This window comes from Enterobacter sp. E12 (genome assembly GCF_014596715.2).
GTDB lineage: Bacteria > Pseudomonadota > Gammaproteobacteria > Enterobacterales > Enterobacteriaceae > Enterobacter > Enterobacter bugandensis.
The window spans coordinates 2,375,619-2,399,724 of sequence record NZ_CP115601.1 but is presented as its reverse complement, the minus strand read 5'-3'; the positions used below and the strand labels follow the sequence as shown (position 1 = coordinate 2,399,724).

The window sequence follows — 24,106 nt, the reverse complement described above, 5'->3', positions numbered from 1 at the left end:
AATCAGATTTCACCTTGTAATTCAACGACTTTTGTTATGTAAGTAACAAAATCTTCTAAGTGAGCGAATTTTTAATTAAATACACTATATAAATAGTAGTATTGTATTAAAAAAACACAGCAATATTTCCCTCCCTCATCCGTCTACCTCATCACAAGCCATAATCAGTTACTGCAAACGAGGTAAACACCATGAGAGATTTTGAACTGCACGGCAGAAGTCACGGGCGCGGATTTGGTCGCCACCGTATGGGCAAGGGATTAGTCATCGGCGCGGTGATTTTGATCGTGCTCGGCCTGCTGGTGATGTCCCTGTGGAACGCCTTGCTTCCGGCGATCCTCGGCGTGAAGGCCATTGGTTTCTGGCAGGCGCTGGGGATTCTGGTGCTGAGCCGCATTCTGTTTGGCGGATTAGGTTTCCGCCCGGGGATGTTTGGCGCGCACCGGCGGATGCACGAGCGCTGGATGAACATGACGCCCGAGCAGCGCGAGGCGTTTATTCAGCAGCGTCGCGAAGGCTTTGGTCGTCACGGTCGCGGTCACTGCGGCTGGCACGGCCATCGTGACGATAAGCGCGATGACGCCGCGCCCAAAACCCCGGAAGCAGAGTGAGCGAAATGAAAGCCGGGGAGGCGGGCGGATCCATGCTGATGTCGGCGCTCAACGCCTGCCGCGCCCGGCTGAAAGCCTTCATTCGCGGACGGACGTCCGTTCGCGATGATGCCGACGACATTTTGCAGGAAGTCACGTATCAGCTGATGAAAGTGGAGCAGCCGGTCGAAAACGTCGCGGCCTGGCTGTTCCGCGCGGCGCGTAACGAGATGACAGACCGGGCGCGTAAAAAGCGCGAGGTGCCGCTCTCCGGCTATTTTACGGGCGAAGACGAAGAGGGTTTTCCTGAGGACGAGCTGGCCGAAACCCTGTTCGGCGTACCGCAAACGCCGGAGGAGGAGTATCTCAAAACGCTGCTGTGGGAAGAGCTGGGGCAGGCGCTGTCAGAACTCCCGCCACCGCAGCGCGAAGTGTTTGAAAAGACCGAGCTGCACGGCTACAGCATTAAAATGCTGGCAGAGGAGACGGGGGCCAGCGAGCAGGCGCTGTTATCCCGCAAGCACAAGGCGGTGCTGTTTCTGCGCACGCGGCTGCGGGATATCTACGACGCGCTGACGGGGGAATAGCGGCGACAGACAAAACCTTACACTTCCGGCACTTGTAGATTCATCACTATCGTTTATGATCGGGGCGTCTTGCTACTCTGGAATATTATGCGCAACCGTCAGCTCCTCGGAAAATGGCTTCTGATCATCACCTGTCTCGCGATGGCGATTTGCCTCGTGCAGCGTGCGGTGATGCTCAACCATTTTTTACAGGGACTGGATCCGCAGATTTCACTGAGTGCAGATGCCCCAACCCAAAGCAGCACCGAGCAGTCCGGGCCATCGCCCTGCCAGCTGGGCGCCCAGTCGCTTCTTTGTGCCCAGCCGCTGTTCTTCGACGGCGCGCTGCCGGCTATCATTATTTTCTTCGCGCTGTTACAGCTGCTGACGCAAGGGCGGGCCTATGCTCCCGCGGAACAGCCCGTTCAGGCACCGCCTCCCCGAATACACCTTAAAAACTGCGTTTTCCGTGAATGAAAATCATCGTCACCACACGATAATTTTTCACTGTTCACGGAGTAATACATGGTTAACCTCTTCAGGGGATTCGTCCTCCTGTGGCTGTCCTGCATCGGCGTTGCCCATGCGGCAGACACCGGCTGGCTGGTCTCCCCACAAAACGATCACGCCCGCATCCGCTTTCAGGCGGAGAGGGAACAAACGCACGTTAAAGGCCTGCTCACCGTTGAGCTAAAGCCCGGCTGGAAAACCTACTGGCGATCGCCGGGCGAGGGCGGCGTCGCGCCAAAAATCAGCTGGCCGGACGGCGTAACGGACAGCTGGTCCTGGCCGGTTCCGTCGCGCTTCGATATCTCCGGCATGACGACGCAGGGGTATCACGATAAGGTCACGATTCCGATCGTTCTCGACGGGGTGAAGAACGACGCGCTCAATGGAACGCTCACGCTCTCCACCTGCAGCAACGTCTGCCTGCTGACGGACTACCCGCTGCATCTCGATTTTACCCAGCCGGTGGATGAGGGCTTCCGTAGCGAGTTCGAGCAAGCGATGCGCGCCGTGCCCGGTACGTCAGGCGTATCCGCAGATCTTTCCGCATGGCTATCCGGCGACAAGCTGGTGATTACCGGTACGACGGACGGGAAGTGGGACAATCCGGGGATCTACTTTGACCCGCTGGAGGGTGAAATTCTCCCCGGCGAGCCGGCCATTAAGCACGACGGCAACACGCTTCGGGTGACGGTACCCGTGACTGATGTATGGGGCGATAAACCCGCCTCGCTGGAAGGCAAGAGGCTGTCGTTTGTGCTGACCAATGGCGGTAACGCGCAGCAAACCACCATGACCGTTGAGGCAACGCCCGCAGAGCCTTCCGCGCCTGAAGGAACGGGTAAAATGGTGCTTTTTGCCCTGCTGGGCGGATTGATCCTGAACCTGATGCCCTGCGTGCTGCCGGTAATGGGCATGAAGCTTAACAGCATCCTGCAGGCGGGATCGGACAGGCGCGCCATCCGGCTGCGCTTCCTGGCCACCAGCGCCGGGATCCTCACCTCCTTTGGGCTGCTCGCCGCGATGGTGACTGCGCTTAAGCTGACCGGAGCGTCGCTGGGGTGGGGCATTCAGTTCCAGAACCCGTGGTTTATCGGCCTGATGGTCGCCGTCACCTTCCTGTTTGCGCTGAACCTGTTTGGGGCGTTTGAGATGCTGCTCCCTTCTGCCGCCGCCGGGCGGCTGGCAACGGCAGGGGGCACAGGACTTGGCGGCAGTTTCTGCGAAGGGATGTTCGCCACGCTGCTTGCCACGCCGTGCTCCGCGCCGTTCCTCGGCACGGCGGTTGCCTTTGCCCTTGGCGCGCCGCTGCACGCCCTGTGGCTTATCTTCCTGATGCTGGGCGTGGGCATGAGCCTGCCGTGGCTGTTTGTGGCCCTTGTGCCGAAAACGGCCATGCTGCTGCCAAAACCCGGCCGCTGGATGAACACGCTCAAAACGATCCTGGGCCTGATGATGCTGGCCTCCAGCCTCTGGCTGGTCACGCTGCTGAGCCTGCATCTGGGCGAGGCGGTCAGCCAGATCGTGATGCTGGTGCTGATCGTTATCGCGCTGGCGCTGTTCGCGAAGAAGGGGCAAACCTCCTCGCCGTTATTCTGGGTCGTGGTCATCGCGCTGTCGGTGTTCGGCGGGTATCAGCTGCGCGGGTTGCTCAACTCTCCGTCTGACGCCACCACGCAAAGCGTTGCGCAGACCATCCCGTGGCAGCCGCTCAGCGAGGAGGCCATTGAGCAGGCGCTGGCGCAGGGGAAACGGGTGTTTGTGGATATCTCGGCGGACTGGTGCGTGACCTGCAAAGTTAACGAGCACCGGGTACTGCGTCAGCCGGACGTTATTGCCGCGCTGAGCCAGCCGGACGTGGTGGCCCTGCGCGGAGACTGGAGCCAGCCCTCCGCGCTTATCGCGGAGTTTCTCGCGAAGCGAAACCGCTACGCCATTCCGTTTAATGAGGTCTATGGCCCCGGCACGCCTCAGGGGGACATCCTCTCGCCGCTGCTGGACAAGCGCACCCTGGTCACCACCCTGAACAACGCAAAAGGCTAATGCATTATGAAAAAATTCTTTATTACGCTTATGCTCCTGCTGGCCTCGACTCAGGTGATGGCAGCCCAGCCGCTGACGCCGGACCAGGAACAGCGTGCGCAGAAGATGATCGCTGATTTCCTGTTTAACGATCCGGATTCGCCGCGTATTGGCGCGAAAAATCCAAAGCTTACCCTGGTGGTGTTTACCGACTATAACTGCCCGTACTGTAAGAAATTCGATCCTTACCTGGAGAAGATCGTCGAAAAACACCCTGATGTGGCGGTGGTCTTTAAGTTTTTACCTTTCCGCTCGGAAAGTTCGCTGACCGCCGCGCGCGACGCGTTAACCGTCTGGCGCGCGCATCCCGAGCAGTTTATGAAATTTAACCATACCCTGATGGCCAAAAAGGGATACCACGATGACGCCAGCATTCAGGAGGCGCAAAAGCGCGCGGGGGTGAGCGTCAGCGCGCCGGATGACGAGAGCATGGTGTCGATCAAACGCAGCCTGATCGTCGCGGAAAAAATGGGAATTCAGGGCACGCCCGCCACGCTTATCGGCGAAGGGCTGCTGCCCGGCTGGGTTCCTTTTGAACAGTTCGACGAAATGGTCAGTGACGCACTGAAAAACCGCTAACCTGAAGGGGGCGGAATGCCCCCGACAAACCGGAGAGGGAAATGAAAAAATTACTGTTACTTTCGGCGCTGGCGACCTCAGGGCTGGCCCAGGCCGCTGATGCCATACCGGATGTGGTGAAGCAGTTCAGCGAGCAGCAGCAGATCAAAATCATTAAGAAACTGGATGCCCCCGGCGGCGCACCGGCCTGGCTGGGGCAATATCAGGACATGGGCGTGACGCTGTTTTTAACGCCGGACGGCAAGCACGTTATTTCGGGCTATCTGTACGATGACAAAGGAAAAAACCTCAGTGAAGGCTATTTCCAGAAAGAGATCTACGCTCCGATGGGGCGCGAGATGTGGAAGAACCTCAACGCGGCGCATCCCCTGAAGGAAGGGGCGGATAACGCCCCGCGTAAGGTCTTCGTCTTCGCCGATCCGTTCTGCCCGTATTGCAAGCAGTTCTGGGCTGAAGCGCAGCCGTGGGTGAAGGCGGGCAAGGTTCAGCTCAACACGCTGCTGGTGGCGTTTCTTAACCCCAACAGCGGGCGCAACGCCTCTGCGATCCTGAATGCGAAAGATCCGGTTTCGGCCTGGCGCGAGTATGAGCTCTCCGGCGGTAAAAAATTACCCAAGCCTGAAGGCGAGGCTTCCCGCGAAACGGTAGCGATCCTGCAGAAACACCAGGCGCTGATGGACAGCCTGGGCGCAAACGCCACGCCGGCCATTTACTATCTGAATGCGGAAAACGAACTGCAGCAGGTGGTCGGTATGCCGGACGCGCAGCAGCTTGAGGCAATGTTCGGGTCGAAGCCGTAAAAAATCAGGCAGAAACGGGGTGTTTCTGCCTGATAGTCACTTAGCTACCCCAGCGTCCTTTGAGGTAGTTCACCGCCTGCTGGGTCTGCGGCTGGTTCAGGTAATCTTCCCGGAACAGGATGGTGCCGTTCACGTTGGGTAGCGAATCGTTAAGGTCGAGCTGTTTTTTTAGCTCCGGCACGCCGCCCTGTACCGTCCAGTCCGGCTCATTTTTCGACGGCTCGCCCACCTTGTAAAACGCGATACCGATATACAGACGGGTGTGGGTCGGCTTGACGACGTCGGCCCACCACTTGGTCAGCACGTCATAGCGCGCCGCATCACGGGCGAAGGGCCAGTATATCTGCGGGGCAATGTAGTCCAGCAGGCCCTGCTGCACCCACTGACGCGTATCGGCGTAGGATTCATCGTAGGCCGCGGCGCCGCGCGTGTCCGAACCCGCCGGGTCAAAGGAGCGGTTTCGCCACACGCCCGCCGGGCTGACGCCAAACTCCACGTTGGGCTTTGTCTGCTTGATCGCGCGTGACACCTGCACGATCAACTGCTGCGTATTGTGTCTGCGCCAGTCGGCTTTTGAGGCAAACCCCTGGCCGTACTGCCGCCAGGTTTGCGCGTCGTTGAGCGCGGATCCCGGCGATTCGGCGTAAAAGTAATCATCAAACTGCACGCCGTCTACCGGGTAGTTCGCCACCACTTCGGTCACCACTTTGGTTATCCAGTCGCGTACTTCGGGAATGCCCGGATCGAGAACAAAACGATCGCCGGAGACGCGTACCCATTCCGGGTGCTGAACATAGACGCTGGACGGGGTCAGATATGAAGTCCGGTTCAGGGCGGCGATGGTTGACGGCTTAGTATTGGTCGACACGCGGTAAGGGTTGAACCAGGCATGAACCTTCATGCCGCGCTTGTGCGCTTCATCCAGCATAAACTGCAGCGGGTCGTAACCCGGATATTCGCCGATGTTGCCCGTCAGCATATCTGACCACGGCAGAATTTTTGATGACCAGAGCGCGGTGCTGTCCGGCTTCACCTGGAAAAATACGGTGTTAATCCCGAGGCGCTTAAGGTTGTCGAGCTTGCCGATCAGCGCCTGCTTTTGCATGGTGATGCGCTGGTCGGCGCTGCGGCCATTCACCGAGGCCACCGGCGGCCAGTCGAGACGAGAGACGGTCGCCAGCCAGACCCCGCGCATCGGCTCGTTTGCCTGCTGCGTTGGTTTGCTGGCGGTGGGAAGAGGGGTAACCAGTGATTTAGGTGGTTTTGAGGAGCAGCTTACAAGTAAAAGCGCGCAGGCAGCCAGCGCACCGATCCGTTTTACGTGTCGCGTCATTTGCGTATTAGCTCTTGATAATCCGACTGTTAGCCCAGGGATTAAAGGCGGGCGCCGCCTGTTCTGCGCTTTCCTCATCGTTGAGCGAGTCCAGATACAGGGCTTCAACTTCCGCGCGCGCCCACGGGGTGCGGCGCAGGAATTTCAGGCTCGATTTAACGCTGGGATCTTTTCTGAAACAGTTAATTTTGATGCGGTCGCCCAATTCGCTCCAGCCATACTTCGCCACCAGGGCGTTGACCATCATCTCCAGCGTTACGCCATGTAAAGGATCTTTGGAAATGTGTGCAGTCATAGGCGTCCGGATGTCTCGATTTTTAGGGGATTGGGGTAAACGCTGAAAGGGTACAAGAAAGCAGGGGAAGCGGCAATTTTCCTTTTCCCCTCGCTCACTTTATGACGGACTCCGTGCGCTGATTTTCACCGACAATTTTTCCCGCGCTGTTTTCAATCGTAAACCGAATCGACACGTCGTCCTGGCCCACGGGCGTAGCCGTCAGCGTTTTGACCATCGTTCCCGAGTCTGCTGCGATCGTCATCGTCGTCGTGCCTTTAGCCAGCACCTTGTCGCGCTGCGTGATACGCCAGGTCAGGCGGCATTCGCTGCACGGTTTCCAGGTGTCGTTGATGGCCCAGAGGCGCACGGTCGCCGCCGCGCCGGATTGCCACTGCGCGGTGACCGGTTCGATGGAAGGCAAAACAGGCTGGTACGCGCGCTGGAGCGCGTAAAACCCGGCTTTAGGTTTACGAAGGTAGTCCACTACGCCCCAGTTGATGGAGGGCCAGGTTTCCACAAACATAAAGTGGAACAGGGCCGTCACCGGCTGGTATCGCTGTCGGCGATAGCTTTCGGCCGCCGTGGCCACCAGCTGAGACTGGTACGCCTGGGTATTGCGAATCATCGCCTGAATATTCTTCCCGCGCGAAATACCGGCGAACTTAAAGGTCTGGAAGGGCTGAAAATTATGGTATTTCCAGACGGTCCAGCCGGGATCGTCGGCGGCAGTCGTTTTTGGCCAGAGCGACGCCGCCGGAATGATGGTTTTTAGCGTTGACAGGCGGGGAAGCGCCTGCGCGCCGAACTCGGTAATGATCCCCGTTTTGGCTGGGGCAAGCAGGTCGCGCACGGTGCCGAAGTACCAGCCCGCCCAGTAATGCTCCTCAACGGCGGAGAAGCGGTGCACGATGCGGGAGGTATCTTCGGCAAGCGTATCCGCCACCTTTTGCGTGAGCTCGCGATTCAGATCTTTATTCCAGTCCGGGAAGCGTTTTTCCATCCACGGCGAGTTCCACGGCGGTTCGTTATGCCCGCCCCAGACGATGATGGCGGGGGAATTGCCAAACTGTTCGATCATCTCCCGCGTCTGTCGAACCGCATTTTCCGTGAAAGCCGCACTGTTGTTGTAGCCCCACTGCAGCGGAACATCCTGCCAGATCATCATGCCCATCTCATCAGCCACGTCATACAGCGCGCGCCCGGCAACGTGTCCGTGCACGCGTATGGCGTTGGCGTTCATGGCTTCCACCAGACGAAGGTCGCGTCGGTATTTTTTCCGCGTCATGGTACCGAGCCAGGGGGAACCGATGTAATTGCTGCCCTTAATAAAAAGGCGCCTGTCGTTTATGAGCCAGCCCTTATTGTCGGACTGCTCGACGATTTTGCGCAGCCCGGTGCGGGTTACCGCCGTGTCCATTAAGCCGTTTGCATCCCGCAACGCCACGCGAACGTTATACAGGTGGGGTTTCCCCGTGCCGATCGGCCACCACAGCTTTGCCTTCGGCATGGGCAGCGTCACCTGCACGGAATGGGCACCGCTTTCGAGGGTAACCGGAAAGTCAGCCTGATAGGGCCTGCCGCTGAAGTTGGCGGGCGTGGCGGTGAGCCGCACGGTCGCCGGGCCCTGAACGAGCGCGCGGTAGCGAATCTCCGCTTTTAGCGTCGGGAGAGTCAGCCCCTGCGACCAGTCGGGCCGCAGGATGGTCTCATCAAGAGTGGCGCCCCGGCTAAGGTGCAGCCGGACCGGTGCCCAAATGCCGCCCGAGTTAGCGTCCTGTCCTTCCGGCGACCAGGCGCCACCGGGACGCGTGTCATGCTGATTCAGAACCCCCTTCATGACCGTTTTATGCAAAGGCCAGATCTTGTGCGGATCTTCGTAGGGGCTGTCTACCCTGACGATGAGCCGGTTGTGACGTTGTAACGCCGGGCTGGCGTCCAGCGAAAAGCGCTGAAAGTAGCCCTCATGCTTGCCCAGCGGCTGGCCGTTCAGGGTCACCTCTGCCAGGTAATCGACGCCGTCAAACACCAGGGTACTCATCACGTCGGGGGGCTGCACGGGCAGGGTAAACGCGTGCTTGTACCACAGCGCACCCTGATGATCGTACCCGGCGCTGTACCAGTTGGCAGGAACCTGAAGCGGATGCCAGCCTGATGCGGCAGGATGAGCGCTGTCATTGGCATCCTGAACCTGCCATTCTCCGGCCAGAGACCAACTGACCGGCGCAGAATTCGCCACCGCGTGGGTGGTCAACAGGGCAACGAGCAGCGTGCAGTTGCGAGCGTTCATTTGTTTACCCCGCGCGCGTTGAGCCACGCCATCAGGCGCAGCGATTCCTGGCGAAGATTTTCTTTCAGGGCCGCAAGCTGGCGCCCATCCAGCGTATGCACGTCGCTTTCCAGCACCTGCAGCTGCTGTGCGAGCGTGCTGAAGTCCAGGGTGACGGCTTCTCCGCGCAGCTTGTGGGCCGCGCGTCGCAGCGCCTCGCGGTCGTTGCTGTCGATCGCCTGGATAATGGTTTTGATTGCTTCATTTAGCCCTTCGCCAAACAGGGCCAGCAGCTCCTGTACCAGGGTGGGATCGTCAGCGCACTGCTTCAGCAGGCGTGCTTCATCCGGAAAACCGGAGGCGTCTTCGTGGTGCTGGAGCACGCGGGCAATCTCTTCAGCGAGACGCTCCTGGCTGATGGGTTTGGCAATGTAGCCGTCGAACCCCATATTCAGGCAGCGCTCTTTATCCCCCTGCATGGCGTGTGCGGTCATGGCGACGGTGGGTTGAGGCGGTCCGGGCCGGGACTGCTCTTCTTCACGAAGCAGGCGAATGGCGGTCTCACCGTCCATCTCTGGCATCTGAAGGTCGATCAGTAAAACGTCCCACGTATCCGCGCGCCAGCGTTCCAGCAGCGCGACGCCATTGTCGACGATCTGACAGCTATGGCCGAGCCGCTCGAGCAGGCGCGCGGCGACCTTCTGGTTGACCAGATTATCTTCAGCCAGCAGGATCCGCAGGCCCGTGGCTGCAGGCGAGGCGACAGGCGTGGGCGTGCTTTCACCCACGGGTGCTGGCGAACGTTCAAACGCGGCGGCAATCGCCTGATGTAATTCATCCTGGGCGATAGGCTTATGCAGATAGCTCTTGATTCCGATCCGCTTCAGCATATTGATATCAAAATGTCGGCTCATGGAGCTCAGCATGATGATATGGCTTTCAGCAACCTGCGGCAGAACCGAAAGCTCAAGGGCCAGAGACACGCCGTCCATATCCGGCATCTGCGCGTCCAGCAGGATCAGGGGCCACGCTGTTCCCGTTCTAACCCGGTCAATGGCCTCGCTGGCGTTGTTAACGCAGGTGGGTTTCAGTCCCATCTGGCTGAGCATCGCGGCCAGCAGCCGCAGGTTGGTCGCGTTATCATCAACCACCAGTACGGGTTCACCGTTAAAGCGCTGGCTATGTGGGCGCTCTCCGGGCGCAAGGGTCTGCGCCGCCAGGGGCAGCGAGAACGAAAATTCGCTGCCTTTTCCCGGCTCGCTGGAGACCGTTAATTCGCCCCCCATGGCCGCAACCAGTCTTGCCGAGATGGTTAGCCCGAGCCCCGTACCGCCATAGCGGCGGGTGGTTGAGTTATCCGCCTGGCTGAAGGCTTCAAAAATAGCCTTCTGCTTATCTGCCGGTATGCCAATGCCGCTGTCGCGCACGCGAAAACGCCATCGATTCGCGCTATCGCCGGGCTCAACAACCAGGATAACTTCTCCCTGATGGGTAAATTTCAGCGCGTTGCCCAGCAGATTGGTCAGGATTTGCCGCAGCCGCGCGCCGTCAACCAGCAGCACGTCGGGAACGTCGGGCGCAATATCAACCAGCAGCTCGATGCCTTTTTCGCTCGCACCCGGCATGTGCGGGCGAATGAGCGACTGAATAAAGGGGCGGACAGGTACGGGTTCCGTCTCCAACTCCACTTTGCCGGCTTCAATTCGGGAAAAGTCGAGAATATCGTTGATGATATGCAGAAGCGACTGGGCAGAGCTCATCACCAGGGTCAGATAGTCACGCTGATCGGCACTCAGAGACGTATCCAGGCACAGCTGGGTCATGCCGATAATGCCGTTCATCGGGGTACGAATTTCATGGCTCATATTCGCCAGGAACGCGCTTTTTGCCTCATTGGCTTTTTGTGCCTCAATGGCCGAGGCGAACGCCTGAATTTCAGCCTCCTTACGGCGCGTAATATCCTGCAGCGTGCCAATCACGCGCTCTGCGTTTCCCTCAATGGAGAGCGTAACCACCTGGCCGGACAGCAGCATCCAGCGCAGTCCTTCGGTAGGGTGATGCACGCGAATTTCACATTCAAAGACCGGACGATGATCCTGCTTCGAAGCGTGCAGCGCCTTGCGTAGCGCTGCGCGATCGTCCTCGTGGACCTGATTGAGGAGAAAACGCACCGGATATCGCCACTGTGTGCGCGACTGGCCCAGCATGGCAAGCAGGGTATCGTTGACCTGGAGCGTGTCGCCGGAAACCTGCCAGTCCCAGATCCCGATATGAATGGATTCCGCCGTCAGCAGAAAGTCGTCATGCAGCTGGTGGCGCGCGCGCTGCGCTTCATCCAGCTCCGTAACATCACTGTGCAGGCTGACAATACCGCCGTCCGCAAGCCGCTGATGCTGGACGAAGATCCGCCGCTGGCCCGCCTGGCGCACCTCGCAGTGTTTATCCTGCCGACAGTTGCGCACGATCGACTCGCGCAGCGTCTGACGCAGGCCGGGGTCGACGTTGTAAACGGCATCGATAAAGCGTTCCGCCAGCGCCTCAAGTGTCGTTCCCACCTTCAGCCACGGGGTAATGACCGGATAAAACAGGGCCACGTTGTGATTCCAGGCCTGCAGGCATTCATTACGGTCATAAATCATGACGGCGGCCGGCAGCGCGTTAAGATCGTACGTGAATGAACTCATCGTGATTCCCCCTACGCGCGGTAGTGCAGTTCTGCCTGTCGGCGAAGGTATTCCAGCCCGGGCGCGATCGCCATGGCCCAGGCGGTGAGGATCTCATCGTCGCACTGCGGATCGCGCAGGCTCACCGCGTTCAACATCGCTTCGCGCCACAGGGCAAAAAACCGCGGGGGAAGGTGGAGGCCGTCGTCGCTTTGCTCCCGCGCCAGGCGCTCGAGAAAATCAGGGACGATCAGGGCGCCGTCGACCGCGAGCATGGCGAAGAAGCTTTTAAACAGGGTCTGCTGGCCCTCCCGATCCGGCAGACGAGAAAAATGCGCCTCGGTTTCGGGTGACATATGGACGAAGGCGTCATAGAACGTCTGAAAAAACGCGGTTTTTTCATTATTCGGAAAGACGCGGTTCAGGCTGGATTCAAACAGATCGCGATAGAACTTCACGGCGTCCTCCTTAGGGTGCTTTCGCCCGGCAGACAGTGTCCGATGGGCGTGTATTGCTCCGCCAGGCGGCGTGAGAAGTAGCTCTCTTTCTTCGACCGACGCACGTCAAAAAGCGGCCCGGCGTTGTGTTTAAAGAAGAGGGCTTCCAGCACCGTGGCGTTGGTCGAGAGGGTTAAGGCTGCGTTGGTATCGCCCGTGGCTTCCTGACGGCCTTCATACCAGCCTTTCTGCGGATCGTTAAGGTGTTTGGTGACCGTCATCAGCACGTCGGTGTACGGGGTGTCCCACAGCGCCCACAGGGCAAAAACCGCTTTAGTCGATACCTGTGCGAAACGGGTGTAGTCCCGGCCATCGTCTCCGACAGAGTTCCAGGCATAGCCATTTCCCCAGACGGTATCCTGGATATGCCAGGGCGCCTGAGAGAGCGTGAAATCTGCCCTGGCCGTCAGGATTTTATCGGTCTCCCAGCGGGTCTTCTGGCTCAGCCAGACGTTTTCGGCCTGCTTGCGCAGACGCTGTTGCAGATCGGCCGCAACGCCTTCTGGCTCCCAGCCAAACTCCAGGCCCGGCAGCATATAGGGAAGGGTGGTAATCAGAGAGGGCTGCCACGTGGTGCGCGGATCGCGGGCATCGACGGCCAGACGCCGCTGGGCGATGATGACGTGGTGCGCCGGGGGCGTAAATGCTTTATCCGGGGAAAATCCCCACAGCTGAAACGCCGTCGCGGCATATTCACTTTCGCCTAGCCGCAGTTCCTCCCGCACGACCGGCTGACCGTTTTGCAGGGAAGAGGACCACAGTTCGCCTTCGCTGTCGATGACCGGGCAGAAATTCCAGCGCAGGATAATTTTATCCAGGTATTCGCTGTACTGCGGCTCCCGCTCTGCGGTAAGGCGCAGGGCGAGCATCAGACGCGACATGTCGCGCGCGGACCAGCCGTTTTTGCTGGGCTTGCCGCTAAAGTCGACTGGCGTCGCCGTCTGGCTGGAATAGAGTCGACCCGGCGTTCGGGCATCGGTCAGCATCAGGCGGTTAAGGGTGCCCATGAGACGGGTTAAGCGAGCGTCATACTCGGCGTCCTCAATCAGTCCCAGCTCTTTTGCCGCCAGCAGGGCGATAAGCGTATCGCCCATTTGCCAGAGCGTGACGCGGGGCTGTTTGTCGCTCCCGTTGACCAGTCCCGTTTGCGGCTGGGTATTATTGACGAAATAGCGCCAGGCGATCGTCGCCCACGTCTGCTCTTCCGGCGTCAGGGCGGCGATACGCGCGCTGGAGTGCCAGCCGCCGTGGATTAGCCAGCGCCAGCCTGCGCCCTGATGACCAAACAGGGCAAAAATGACCCCGCCTGCAAGGAGTAATCCCGCGAGCCCTCTGGCTAAGGTTTTAAGCATTGCGCAGTCACCGGAGGCAGTTTAACGGGCTCGTCCACGCTGCATGACGCGCACTGACAGGCCTGACAGGCGGGTTTGGTACGCTGCGTGACGCCGGTCCGGTCGCACCAGCTTTTTATGGCCGGTGTGCTGCTAAGGAACGGACGGCTGCGCAGAGCGTTGTTCTCTTCAAACTGATCGAGCAGCTTGCGATCCCACAGCGACGGGGCAAAATCCTTGCTCTTTGGGTTGTCGGTGTTGAAGGCCAGCAGTTTTCCCTCTTTCTTGAACAGCAGGGCTTCCAGCATGATGCCGTTATTGTTCGCGGTGAACTCTTTGATCGGGCCGTCACCGTTTTCATACAGCCCTTCGTAGTATCCTTTTCCCTCTTCGTTGGCATTCTCAATCGTATTCAGCAGGCGGTCGGTATAGGGGGAGTTCCACAACACCCACATGCCCAGCGCCGCCTTCAGCGATATCGCGGCAGCGTTGGGGACGAACTGGCCTTTATCGGTAATGGTGTTCCAGTTGTATCCGTCGCTGAAGACGGTGTCATAGACGAAATAAGGGGCCTTATCGAGCTGGTGCTCGGAGCGCGCGGTGAGGACGCCGGTAATGGTATAGCGATTCTCCTGAGCCTGATAAACGCGGTCAGCAAAGTTTTTCATCCACGTCAGGGAGTAGTCGCGCGGAGCGTTATCCCGGTCGGTCGGTTTATCAAAGCCGAACTCCAGCCCGTAGAGCAGGTAGGATTCCGTCACCACGTAGTTATGCTGCGACGTGTTGCGCGGGTCGCGCGTATCGTACGGGACCAGCACGCAGTAGATTTCGGCCAGCTCGTAAGGCTGAGGACGGCTGGCTTTACAGGTATTAAACCCCCAAAGCTGGAACCCGGCCGCGCCGTACTCTTCATAGCCCAGCCGACCTTCCTGAACGTACTTCGGCTGGCCGTTCTCGAGATAGGCCCCGTACAGCGTGCCGCAGGGGTCGATCGCGTGGCTGAAATCCCAGCCGAGCACCACGTTATCAATGCTGTTGCCGTATTCCGGATAGCGCTCTTTGACGATTTTCAGCCAGACCAGCATTCGCCCGATATCCAGCGCCGAGAAGCCAATTTCGCCGGGCTTGTTGGTGTAGTCCACCTTCTGGGCGCTGATGGTGTTATAGGCCTTGTTGGGCAGCTCGTTGCGGAACAGTACCAGGGTGTTTAACGTGGCGAGAAATTTCAGCATCCGGTGGTCAAATTCCGCTTTATCAATGATCCCGAGCTCGCGCGCCGCCGTCAGGGCGGCCAGATAGGAGGCGCTGTCCCACATGGTGGTGGAGGGAAATTTGTTGACCGCATTCACCAGGCCCGTCGTGGGCTGATAGTTGGTGACGAAATACTGCCAGGCGTTTTTCGCGATGGTCATCTCTCGGGCCGTCAGCTCGCCGCTGCGCGGGGAGTAACCTGATGCAGGAAGCTCGGTGTCCGCACGCACGGTCGATAACGCCAGCCAGCAGATCGTTATTCCCGTGAGCAGGTGGAAAAGGATCGGGGATCGTGGCTTCATGGCGTTGCTCCTGCTGAGGGGGAAGTGTAGAGGCAGGCCAGACAGAGCATCTGACCATGCGCGATGTAAGACAGACTTTCCAGCACAATGGCATTGGTATCGGCGTCCACGACGGCATTAACGCTGTTGTTGAGATTTAATCCGCGCTGCCAGCCTTTACCCGGTACCTGAAGCGGCAGAACCTGCTGGCGCAGCGCTTCGCTCCAGCTGTTGCGGAACAGGGCATACCAGGCAAACGCGGTGCGGGTGGAGGTAATTGCCACTTTCTCCGGCACCTCGTCGCGCAGGTTGCGCGCCTGTACCGGCTGCCTGTTCGGCAGATCGTTGACGTAATCCGGCGCCGGTTCGGCGTAATCCGTGCTGACAGGGGGTTTTGGGCTGCGCAGGCTATGGCGCCGCTGCTGGATCTGCATAATCCGCCACGCAATCTCAGCGCTCTGCGCGTCAAAGCCCAGTTCAAGGCCGGTTAACAGGTAGGGGAGACTGATCAGGGAGGTTTGCTTGCCCCAGGGCGTGCGTAGCCCTTCATCCGGCACCATCACGCCGTCCAGATCGATCATCTTTTGCCCTTCAGGCGGGTTGGTTACCGCGAGGCCTGCCGCGCTGTCAATCAGGCGCAGCGTATGGCTGGCATAGAGACGGTAGCCAAAGCTGTCCCGCTGTTCGTCATCGGTCAGCGTCCAGTGATGGAGCGGCACGGCCGCCTGGCTTTGGACGTTATGTTCAATCAGAGCGCCGGTGTTCCAGAGGCTGAAGAGATCGTGGATAGCCGCCGCATGCTGAGGATAGCGCCACAGGAGGGTCTGAAGCGCCGTCAGCAGGCGGCTCAGCCCAATTGCCGAGGCGTCGGATTTGCCGAGGATTTTCAGGGTATCCGCATGGTAATACGCGGCTGGCAGGCCTCGCTCGTTGAGCGGCAGCTGCCCCAGCGCGAACAGGGCCGTACCGATCCTCTCGTCGAACTCATCGGCGGAAATAATGTTGAGCTGCTCTGCGGCAGCGGTCGCCAACAGGTAGCTTCCCACGCTCCAGAGGCTCAGCCAGGGTTCTCCGTCGCTGGCATTCGGCAGGCCGTTTGGCTGGGTATTATTCACGTAGTATTGCCAGGCGACTCGCGCCCAGATGGCTTCGTCATAGGTCAGGGCGCGTTTCGCAGGCAGCGGCGGGAAGTCTTTGCTGAGCGCGATGCCGCCGCTGCTTTCCACGCGCGTGGGCATCTGTTTCTCCACCCAGACCACAATGGCAAAGCCGATCAGGAAGCCGAGCAAAATGGTGAGGTAGCTGCGCGCGGGCAGCAGGGCATCACGTATCCTCATTGGGTGACCTCATCCTCTTCGGCGGGCGTCCACATGGCCGCGAAAATCAGCGGCAGCATGGCGGCGATGTTCACCCCTCCCCAGAAAATATTGATGACGTAGCCGGAGGGGTCGTCCACCTGTCCACGCGCCACCTGAATACCGCCCCAGATAAGCCCTGCGAGGGTCAGCACCACAATGGCAATCTGCGGCTTCACCAGGTAGAGAAAACGTCCCGTCTGCCGCTCTTTTGGCGTGACGTGAAATTTGATCTGCTCGCCCCGCAGCACGGTATTGAGCGCGCGCAGGTTCATGGAAAAGAAGGAGAGGTAAGAGGCCCTGCCGTCCCAGGCCGAGATCCCCCATGTCCCGAACATAAACGCCAGTTCAGAAAAGATAAAAAAGGGGAGAAAGTGGAGATAGAACGGCGTCGACCATGCGGATACCGGCGGAATACCGGTGAACAGATAGATAATGGGCGAAATCAAAAATACCGTGTTCCACACGCAGGCCATGTAAGACCAGAAGGTGGTGGCATACATTAGCGTCTGGGGGAGGGAAAGCCGGAAGCGGCGACGGCTGAAGATATTGTCATGGAACAAAATATCCAGCGAGCCGGCGGCGTATTTAAAGCGCTGGATCATCCAGGTCAGCATATCCTGCGGAGAGAGCATCTTCGACTCCACCCGCGGATGCATGACCGAGCGCCAGCGTCGCGCGGCGTCACCGTGCAGCAGCACCGAGGTGTAAATATCTTCCGAGACGTGAAATTTGTAGGGGGTGAGCTCGGTGTCAAACGCCACGTGCGGGCGCATCGCCTCCTGCAGCGCTTCGCGGGTTTCTTCATCGCGGATGTCACGGGTGTGGCGATGGATCTCCTCTTCGACGGACCAGACGTAGCTCCTCAGCGCGGCCTGCATGACCGCCTCGCGCCGGTGGATGGAGGCCGCGCCGCAGCAGAAAGCCGCGTTCGCCCAGTTGCGCCGCCGCAGGATCACGTCATAGAACATGCGCGGATCGTTAAAAAACGGGTCGCGGCCTACGGTGACCGGGCCAACACACTTTTGAATCAGCCAGCCCAGACCGTAGCCCACTTTTCCGGCTTTTCGCTGGCCCCAGCGTGAAAGATTTTCTCCTTCCGGAAGATCGAAGAACCACTGCGGCGTCTGCACCCAGGCTACGTCCGGATCGCGAAAATAGCCCAGCGTATGGCTGAGCAGGGTGGGAAATACGCGGGTATCGGCGTCGCAGATAACAATGAAATCACCGTCGGTTTGCTCAAGACCGTTGCGCAGGTTGCCGGCCTTAAAGCCGATGTTGGTCTGGCGGCTGATATAGTTAACGCCTTCCTCATCGCAGACGGCTTTCATCTCCGGGCGGCGACCGTCATCAAGCACGTGGATCCGGTAGTCAATCGGATACGGGTAGGCCATCTTCAGGGCGTCGCGAATGGACAGCCTGACCAGCTCGGTATCTTCCGAGTAGGTGGCAATGAACAAATCCACTTTAACAGGACGAGGTTCTACGGCCTCTTCCGGAAACAGGCATTCGTTGATTTCGCCGGGGGGCGGACACTGGGGGGGATCCTGTTCTTTCCATAAGTTGATGGTAAACAGCACGGTCCCTATCCACGCCAGCGTTTCGGCGAGGACCAGGGGTATGGCATACCATAGTGCGTCAGTATTCAGGGAGGCGGTCCAGCGCCAGTAAATATAATTTGCACCAAGAATAAGTGCCGCGACCGCTAATACCTGCCAGGTCATCATGACCCAACGCGGTGTTGTTAACGGTTCCGGAGGACGACGATGTTCAAAACGGGAAAAATAAAAATCCATAGTTCCGGCGTTCCTGATTCCGTGAAAATGCAGACCCATTCTGCTGCGCAGACAGTTGCCCAAAAGCGAAAGAAAATAGCGAGTAAACAAGATTTAAGATAAGTGTAGAACGCCGAATAAAAGTGTCCAGCGTCGTTTTTATTAATATGAAGTGGTGGTTAATTTGGATTTAATTCTGCTTAATATGTTTCATCTGCCGGTGATAAATTGCAGTTACTATTCCTTTAGACTATCTACTTTATTTAGACCTTAATTTTCGTTTTCAGGCAAAGGACACCCTATGAGCCACGTTGCGCCGTCGATTGCGCAAGAAGATGACGCTAAATCAATAACATGGAGGTATTTCGTTGCAGGTGCCCGTGACCTGAGAATTGACTTTATGCGCGGCATTGCCCTCGTCATGATGGTCGTGGCGCATACGGAGGTGATGTCGATATTTAATATATTCTCCTGGGAGCGTTTTGGGTTAACAACAGGTGCAGAAGGCTTTGTCATTCTCTCCGGGTTTATGCTGGGAATGCTGAATCGCGCGCGTCTGCAAAAAGTGGTTTTGCTTACGGTTTCCTGGGGGCTTTATCTCAGGGCATGGAAAATATATCGCGTAAATATCATTATCATAGTGTCGTTTATTCTGCTGGCCTATATCCCATATATTAACGTTTTCGAGGTCACCCATTTTACCGACCGATTTTCAGGTCAAAGCTGGTCGCTTTATCCTGTGACGCCGCAAATTAAAGAGACCTGGTTCAACATTATTCTCTATTTGCAGATCGGCCCCCACCAGACGCAAATTCTCGGACTGTATATCTTTTTGCTGCTACTCAGCCCGCTATTTTTAGGGATGCTGCAGAAAGGAAAAGTCTGGTGGCTGTTAGGGCTGTCGCTGCTGGTGTACAGCCTGTGGCAGCGGTGGCCGCTTCGGCTGACGCCGTCGGAATTCGAATTTGCCTTCCCGCTGCTCGCCTGGCAGTTCATCTTTGTGCTGGGCATGGCCAGCGGCTGGTATAAAGCCGAACTGCTCTCGTTCGCCCGGACGCCCCCGGGCAAAGGGGTGGTGGTGGCGCTGGTCATGGTGTCACTGGTGCTGGGATTTGTTGCCCAGAACCATACCAACCCGTTTATGCCGCCCGCGCTGCTGATGCACGTCATCCCGCCTGACAGCTTCAATTCGTTTTATCACACCTGGGCGGCGAAGAATGGGCTGGGCCCGGTGCGGGTATTGAACGATATCGCCCTGATGGTCACCGTCTACCTGGTGCTGACGTATTGCTGGACGCCGCTCAACCGCCTGCTGGGATGGTTCCTCATCCCGCTAGGGCAGCACTCGCTCTATACCTTTATTTTGCATGTGTACGTGGTGCTGCTGGTGAGTCAGTTCATCACCTTCGATTTATGGCGTCACGCCTGGATAGAGAACACGTTAGTGCATGCGGCGGCACTGGGTATTTTGTGGCTGATGGCAAAATACGACGTCGGCGCAGGCTGGATACCTAACTAAGGATGGCGGTTATGCGCGAAAAATGGCTTCTGGCGGGCGTGCTGCTCGCCGCGATACCCGCCGCGGAGGCGGCGCAAAGCAGTGATAAAGAAACCCTGCGCGATAAGAACGGTGAACCCGTTCAGGCAGGCGTTTTTACCAGCCGTTGGGGGCGCCTGTTCTCGGGTAACGACAAGAAATTCTCAGGTGCGCTGAGCTTTAGCTCGGGACTGAAAGAGCAGTGGATGAGCATTCCTAACAGTTCAGACACCGCCACGGAAAAGAAAAAGATTAACCAGACGCTGAATCTCAGCCTACAGTATTCCCCCTACAGCTTCTGGTTTGCCAACATTACGTCCCGACTGCCGGTCAGAGACACCAGCCGCTACACCGCCGATTTTCGCTACAGCTTCGGCTACGATGACTGGCACGCCAACACCGTGAGTCTGGTTTACAGCAACTACGGCGATAACCATTTCTGGACATCGGGCAGCCGACGACACACCTATTTCGAACAGGGCGCCTTCACGCTGGCCTATAAGTTTTCGTTACCGAAACCGGTTGAAAACACGCTCCTGATTAATAAAGGGGATTCCATCATTTGCCAGGTCGGGTACAGCTGGGTACCGCGCTACTACGACCTCAGCAGCGATGACATCCGCAAAAATAAAAACGTCATGCTCGGCGGCTGCGGCTACACCTTCAAACAACATTTCTTCGTTCGCGCGACGGCATTCTGGTTCCCGGACAGCAGCCAGCAGCAGCCCTGGAACGGCGATTACAGCTACAGCTTCGGTTATGCCGGCTATACGCCGGGTTCGTTCTCCATCCAGTACGCGAACTATGCGGGAACGCGCTATCCGGGGCACGGCAACGGGAATGCAAAATTCAGGGAAGGGACCGTGAGCCTCATCTGGTTCTTACCGCTTTAGGAGGGATGTATGTCGGCGCTGCACGTGTTAATCGTTGAAGATTCGCTGATTTATCGTCGGTTACTCTCCCGAATGCTCACCCAGTGGGGATATATCGTGAGCGAGGCGGAAAATGGTGTCGACGCGCTGGAAATCTTGTCCAGCCAGCCGGTCAGCATGGTGATAAGCGACTGGGAAATGCCGGAAATGGACGGACTGACGCTGTGTCAGACCATCCGCAACCGTCAGTTTGGCCGCTACGTGTATATCATCCTGTTGACGGCCCGCGAGAATGCCGGGGACGTGACGCAGGGGTTTGATGCCGGAGCGGATGATTTTTTGAGTAAGCCCGTTGAGCAGGCTGAACTGCGGGCGCGGCTTCATGCCGGGGTCCGTATTCTGACGCTGGAGGCGACCCTCGCGGCGCACAACAAGCGCCTGAGTGAAGCGTTGCATCAGATTGAAAAAGATCTGGAACTGGCTGCGCGCGTTCAGCACTCGGTGCTGCCTTCACGCCGCTTACGCTATGATGACTACTTCTCCGACTGGCTTTTCCTGCCGTCAGCCTGGGTTTCGGGCGATGTGTTCAATATTTTCCCTCTGGATTCACATCTGGGATTCTATTGCGTTGATGTCTCGGGTCACGGCGTGGGGGCCGCGATGATGTCCCTCGCGGTGGCTCGCCAGTTTTTACATGGCCGGGTGGTGGATCGCTTTCTGTTTACCGAAGAGGGGGGGATTCAGTCACCTGCGGAGGTTGTCAGGATGTTGAACAGCCGCTTTTGCAGTGAAGAGAGCGACATCACCAGTTATTTCACGCTCATTTACGGCGTGATCGATCCAGAGACTGGTGAAGGGTGGCTGTGCCAGGCCGGGCATCCTACTCCCGTCATTGTGAACGCGGACAGCGCCGTCACGTCCGTGGGCGATGGCGGACCGCCGGTCGGGCTAATCCCGGATCTGAGCTGGGAAGACGTCGCGTTTACCCTCCATCCGGGGGATCGCTTATGCTTATTCAGTGACGGTATTACCGAGTGTGAGAACGTCAGCGGCGAGCAGTTTGGCACGCAACGTCTCGAACGCTGGCTTCATGAGCATGCCCGGCTCCCCGTTGACCAGCTCCTGCCGCGGTTCGGTGACCACCTGACCGGCTGGCGCAATGCAAATCGTGATGAACCGATCGCCTTAACTGATGACGTGTCACTGCTCGTGATTGAGCGTCAGGGAGAACAGAATGATAATTAACACTGAACGATTACCGCATGCCAACATTCTCACGCCCGCGGTCCGACGGCTGGACGCCTCCGTTGCTGCGACGTTTAAAGCGTCCGTGACGGAGGAAATCGGCAGCGATCGTAAAGCCTTAATCGTCGACTTTAGCAAAGTGGATTTCATCGACAGCAGCGGGCTGGGTATGCTGGTGTCGTTGTTTAAGCTGATGAACGGGAAAGGCGACATGGCGCTGTGCTCTCTGAACCCCGGGATCATGAACATGTTCACCCTGACCAGAATGGATCGCATCTTCCGTATCTATCCGGATAAACATAGCGCGCTTGCACAGCTGGGGCAGTAGATGCAGAGGCCAGAGCATGCTGAATTTCCGGCGGCGATCGCGTCCCTGACGCCGCTGTCCGACTGGCTGAGAGACAGGCTGAGCGCGCTTCCCGTCGATGACGAGTGGCGTTTCGCCTTCGATCTCGCCGTTTGTGAAGTGGCAACGAATATCATCCGCTACGCGCTTCATGAGGATAATTCGTGCGTCTTTAGCGTACAGTTCGCCATCCGCGGCAATGACGTCTGCCTTGTTTTTACTGACGCGGGTGACGCGTTCCCGCAGGAGCGTCTTGAGATCGCCCGGCGAGACCGTTTCTGCGAAATGTCGCCGCTGCTGGAGAGCGGCAGGGGGCTGATGCTTATATTGCTGAGCGTCGATCGTTTCACTGTTGAACGCGTGGCGGGTGAAAATATCGCCACGCTTGAAAAGAAAATACGCGTATGACTTGCGGGCCATACGCACGTGATTTTATTTCTTATCGGCAAACAGCTCCGGCGCCCACGGACGCGGATCCACCTCCATAAACGGCGCGCGCTCGAAGCGGTCCTTAAGCGCCCACGGCACCGTGCAGTCAAAGATCGTCTTGCAGGAAATGCCGTTGCCGCGAATCGAGGTGCTGTAATCCGGCGACTGGGACGGATCCAGCTGGTGGCCGCGGATCCCCGGAATATTAGTGATGCTCACATCGCCCTGCATGCGCGTCGTCATCGCCCACAGGATGTCGTCGCTGTCGAAAATATCCACATCTTCGTCGACAAGAATAATGTTTTTCAGCTCCGAGTAGGTGGCTAAGGCGATGAGCGCCGCCTGGCCCTGGCGTCCTTCGTCTGACGGCTGGCGTTTTTTCACCTGCAATATGCCGAGGAACTTACCGCCGCCCGCGGTATGGGCATAGACGTTTTGCAGGAAGCCCGGAATTGCCTCTTCAACGGCATTACGGATGCTGGCCTCGGTCGGCAGTCCGGCCAGCGTGGTATGTTCTTCCCCCGGTCCCACCAGCGTCTGCAGGATCGCGTGGTTGCGCATGGTCACGGCTTTCACTTTGATCACCGGCAGGGAGGGATTCGCCTCACCGCAGTAGCCCGGGAACTCCGGCATCGCGTGGCCGGTGTTGGTGTGCTGATCTTCTCTAACGCGCACGCCCGGGAGCAGTTCACCCTCGATGATAATCTCCGCCCGTGCGATGGCTTTCTCTTTTACCGCCACGCCCTGTACCAGCTCGACCGGCTGCTGGCGCAGCGCCCCGGCGACGCCCAGCTCGTTGTAGCCAAACGGCGTGGTAGGGGCCTCAAAGCATGCGCCGATATAGATGGCGGGGTCGAGACCCATGTTGATCGTCACCGGCAGCGGTTTTCCGGCATCCTCCGCTTTTTTACGGAAGACTTCGATATGTCGCCCGGCGGCAAGGAACATGGAAAGCTCGTCGCGCTCCTGCACGCAGAGGCGGTGAATGGTGACATCCGTCAGCGAGCTGTCTTCCGGATCGCTTGCCAGCACCAGCCCCAGGCAGAAAAACGGACCGGCATCAATTGGCGTATTGGTCGGTGCCGGAAGCAATTTGCGAAGATCGAAGTCAGGATCGTCAGCGTAGAAGACCTGTTCCTGGCAGGGGGCCTGCGAGGCCGGAACGACAACCGGTGCGACCGGCTTTTTCACCGCATGGCCAACGTGTTTTGCCAGTTCAGACGGTTCGCAACCTAACAGCAGCGCCGCGCGCTCGCGGCTGGCGTGCATGCCCACCAGAATGCGGGAGCCCGGATAGCCCTTAACGCTGTTGAACATCATGGCCGGACCCGTGCGGGTCGGACGTTTGACCGTGCCGCCTGCGCCGACATGGCGATAGACACCCGCCAGTTCCGCGTTGGGATCGACCGGATGATCGGTTTCAATATACTGCCCTTCGTGGCGCTGCAGTAAGGCGATGGCGCTGCGGAGATCGTTGACTTGGTTTTCCATATTTTCCTCCCTCGGTTGAATACCTCCATTTTT

The 24,106-nt window shown here is 58.3% G+C and carries 21 protein-coding genes; 11 read left to right on the top strand and 10 right to left on the bottom strand.

Annotated elements, in window-relative coordinates; translation table 11 throughout:
- The first annotated feature begins 191 nt into the window (after window positions 1-191).
- The 6 genes from IB212_RS11425 (at window position 192) to dsbG (ending at window position 5,124) form a co-directional block, all read left to right on the top strand.
- Window positions 192-611, top strand: coding sequence for a hypothetical protein (locus tag IB212_RS11425; RefSeq protein WP_041909907.1), 420 nt, complete (start codon window positions 192-194; stop codon window positions 609-611).
- Between the two features lie 5 nt (window positions 612-616).
- Window positions 617-1,177: an RNA polymerase sigma factor gene (locus tag IB212_RS11420; RefSeq protein ID WP_045630592.1), complete on the top strand. Its 561-nt coding sequence runs from the start codon at window positions 617-619 to the stop codon at window positions 1,175-1,177.
- 87 nt (window positions 1,178-1,264) lie between these two features.
- A complete protein-coding gene (locus IB212_RS11415) occupies window positions 1,265-1,633 on the top strand; it encodes a hypothetical protein (protein WP_041909911.1) in 369 nt (122 codons plus the stop codon).
- A 48-nt stretch (window positions 1,634-1,681) separates the two neighbouring features.
- Window positions 1,682-3,706 carry a protein-disulfide reductase DsbD gene (locus tag IB212_RS11410; protein ID WP_188245609.1) on the top strand — a complete coding sequence of 675 codons (2,025 nt, stop codon included), beginning with the start codon at window positions 1,682-1,684 and terminating at the stop codon, window positions 3,704-3,706.
- Window positions 3,707-3,712: 6 nt separating this feature from the next.
- Complete coding sequence (locus IB212_RS11405; protein WP_049137983.1) at window positions 3,713-4,324, top strand: DsbA family protein; 612 nt, start codon at window positions 3,713-3,715, stop codon at window positions 4,322-4,324.
- Between the two features lie 41 nt (window positions 4,325-4,365).
- On the top strand, window positions 4,366-5,124 hold the full coding sequence (gene dsbG, locus IB212_RS11400) for a thiol:disulfide interchange protein DsbG (protein WP_188245610.1): 759 nt from the start codon (window positions 4,366-4,368) through the stop codon (window positions 5,122-5,124).
- Window positions 5,125-5,164: 40 nt separating this feature from the next.
- Here the strand turns inward: dsbG and IB212_RS11395 are convergent, their stop codons facing one another.
- From IB212_RS11395 to IB212_RS11355, 9 genes are all read right to left on the bottom strand, one after another.
- Window positions 5,165-6,457: a glycoside hydrolase family 10 protein gene (locus tag IB212_RS11395; protein ID WP_188245611.1), complete on the bottom strand. Its 1,293-nt coding sequence runs from the start codon at window positions 6,455-6,457 to the stop codon at window positions 5,165-5,167.
- 7 nt (window positions 6,458-6,464) lie between these two features.
- Entirely contained in the window at window positions 6,465-6,752 is a 288-nt protein-coding gene (locus tag IB212_RS11390) for a VF530 family DNA-binding protein (protein ID WP_041909918.1), read from the bottom strand.
- A gap of 94 nt (window positions 6,753-6,846) precedes the next feature.
- Window positions 6,847-9,021, bottom strand: coding sequence for a glycosyl hydrolase 2 galactose-binding domain-containing protein (locus IB212_RS11385; RefSeq protein ID WP_188245612.1), 2,175 nt, complete (start codon window positions 9,019-9,021; stop codon window positions 6,847-6,849).
- Window positions 9,018-11,684, bottom strand: coding sequence for a response regulator (locus tag IB212_RS11380; protein ID WP_188245613.1), 2,667 nt, complete (start codon window positions 11,682-11,684; stop codon window positions 9,018-9,020). Before IB212_RS11380 ends, IB212_RS11385 begins: the two co-directional genes overlap by 4 nt.
- Window positions 11,685-11,695: 11 nt before the next feature.
- The gene (locus IB212_RS11375) at window positions 11,696-12,121 is read right to left on the bottom strand and encodes a hypothetical protein (RefSeq protein ID WP_028013202.1); all 426 of its coding nucleotides are present in this window, start codon (window positions 12,119-12,121) and stop codon (window positions 11,696-11,698) included.
- A complete protein-coding gene (locus tag IB212_RS11370; protein ID WP_188245614.1) occupies window positions 12,118-13,512 on the bottom strand; it encodes a DUF3131 domain-containing protein in 1,395 nt (464 codons plus the stop codon). Before IB212_RS11370 ends, IB212_RS11375 begins: the two co-directional genes overlap by 4 nt.
- Window positions 13,497-15,044 (bottom strand): DUF3131 domain-containing protein, encoded by a 1,548-nt coding sequence (locus tag IB212_RS11365; RefSeq protein ID WP_188245615.1) that lies wholly within the window; start codon window positions 15,042-15,044, stop codon window positions 13,497-13,499. The genes IB212_RS11370 and IB212_RS11365 overlap by 16 nt, the downstream gene beginning before the upstream one ends.
- Window positions 15,041-16,360, bottom strand: coding sequence for a DUF3131 domain-containing protein (locus IB212_RS11360; RefSeq protein ID WP_188245616.1), 1,320 nt, complete (start codon window positions 16,358-16,360; stop codon window positions 15,041-15,043). Before IB212_RS11360 ends, IB212_RS11365 begins: the two co-directional genes overlap by 4 nt.
- Complete coding sequence (locus tag IB212_RS11355) at window positions 16,357-18,174, bottom strand: glycosyltransferase (RefSeq protein WP_028013198.1); 1,818 nt, start codon at window positions 18,172-18,174, stop codon at window positions 16,357-16,359. The genes IB212_RS11360 and IB212_RS11355 overlap by 4 nt, the downstream gene beginning before the upstream one ends.
- Before the next feature lie 280 nt (window positions 18,175-18,454).
- Between IB212_RS11355 and opgC the strand changes: the two genes are divergently transcribed.
- From opgC to IB212_RS11330, 5 genes are read left to right on the top strand one after another with little or no spacing between them, the layout of a single operon-like run.
- On the top strand, window positions 18,455-19,672 hold the full coding sequence (gene opgC / locus IB212_RS11350) for an OpgC domain-containing protein (RefSeq protein WP_188245617.1): 1,218 nt from the start codon (window positions 18,455-18,457) through the stop codon (window positions 19,670-19,672).
- A gap of 11 nt (window positions 19,673-19,683) precedes the next feature.
- Complete coding sequence (locus tag IB212_RS11345; protein WP_028013196.1) at window positions 19,684-20,583, top strand: hypothetical protein; 900 nt, start codon at window positions 19,684-19,686, stop codon at window positions 20,581-20,583.
- 9 nt (window positions 20,584-20,592) lie between these two features.
- Entirely contained in the window at window positions 20,593-21,807 is a 1,215-nt protein-coding gene (locus IB212_RS11340; protein WP_041909933.1) for a PP2C family protein-serine/threonine phosphatase, read from the top strand.
- Window positions 21,797-22,135: an STAS domain-containing protein gene (locus IB212_RS11335; protein WP_028013194.1), complete on the top strand. Its 339-nt coding sequence runs from the start codon at window positions 21,797-21,799 to the stop codon at window positions 22,133-22,135. Before IB212_RS11340 ends, IB212_RS11335 begins: the two co-directional genes overlap by 11 nt.
- A complete protein-coding gene (locus tag IB212_RS11330) occupies window positions 22,136-22,561 on the top strand; it encodes an ATP-binding protein (RefSeq protein ID WP_041909935.1) in 426 nt (141 codons plus the stop codon).
- Between the two features lie 24 nt (window positions 22,562-22,585).
- Here IB212_RS11330 and IB212_RS11325 read toward each other — a convergent pair whose 3' ends face one another.
- Entirely contained in the window at window positions 22,586-24,073 is a 1,488-nt protein-coding gene (locus tag IB212_RS11325; protein WP_048958238.1) for a UbiD family decarboxylase, read from the bottom strand.
- Window positions 24,074-24,106: the final 33 nt, after the last annotated feature.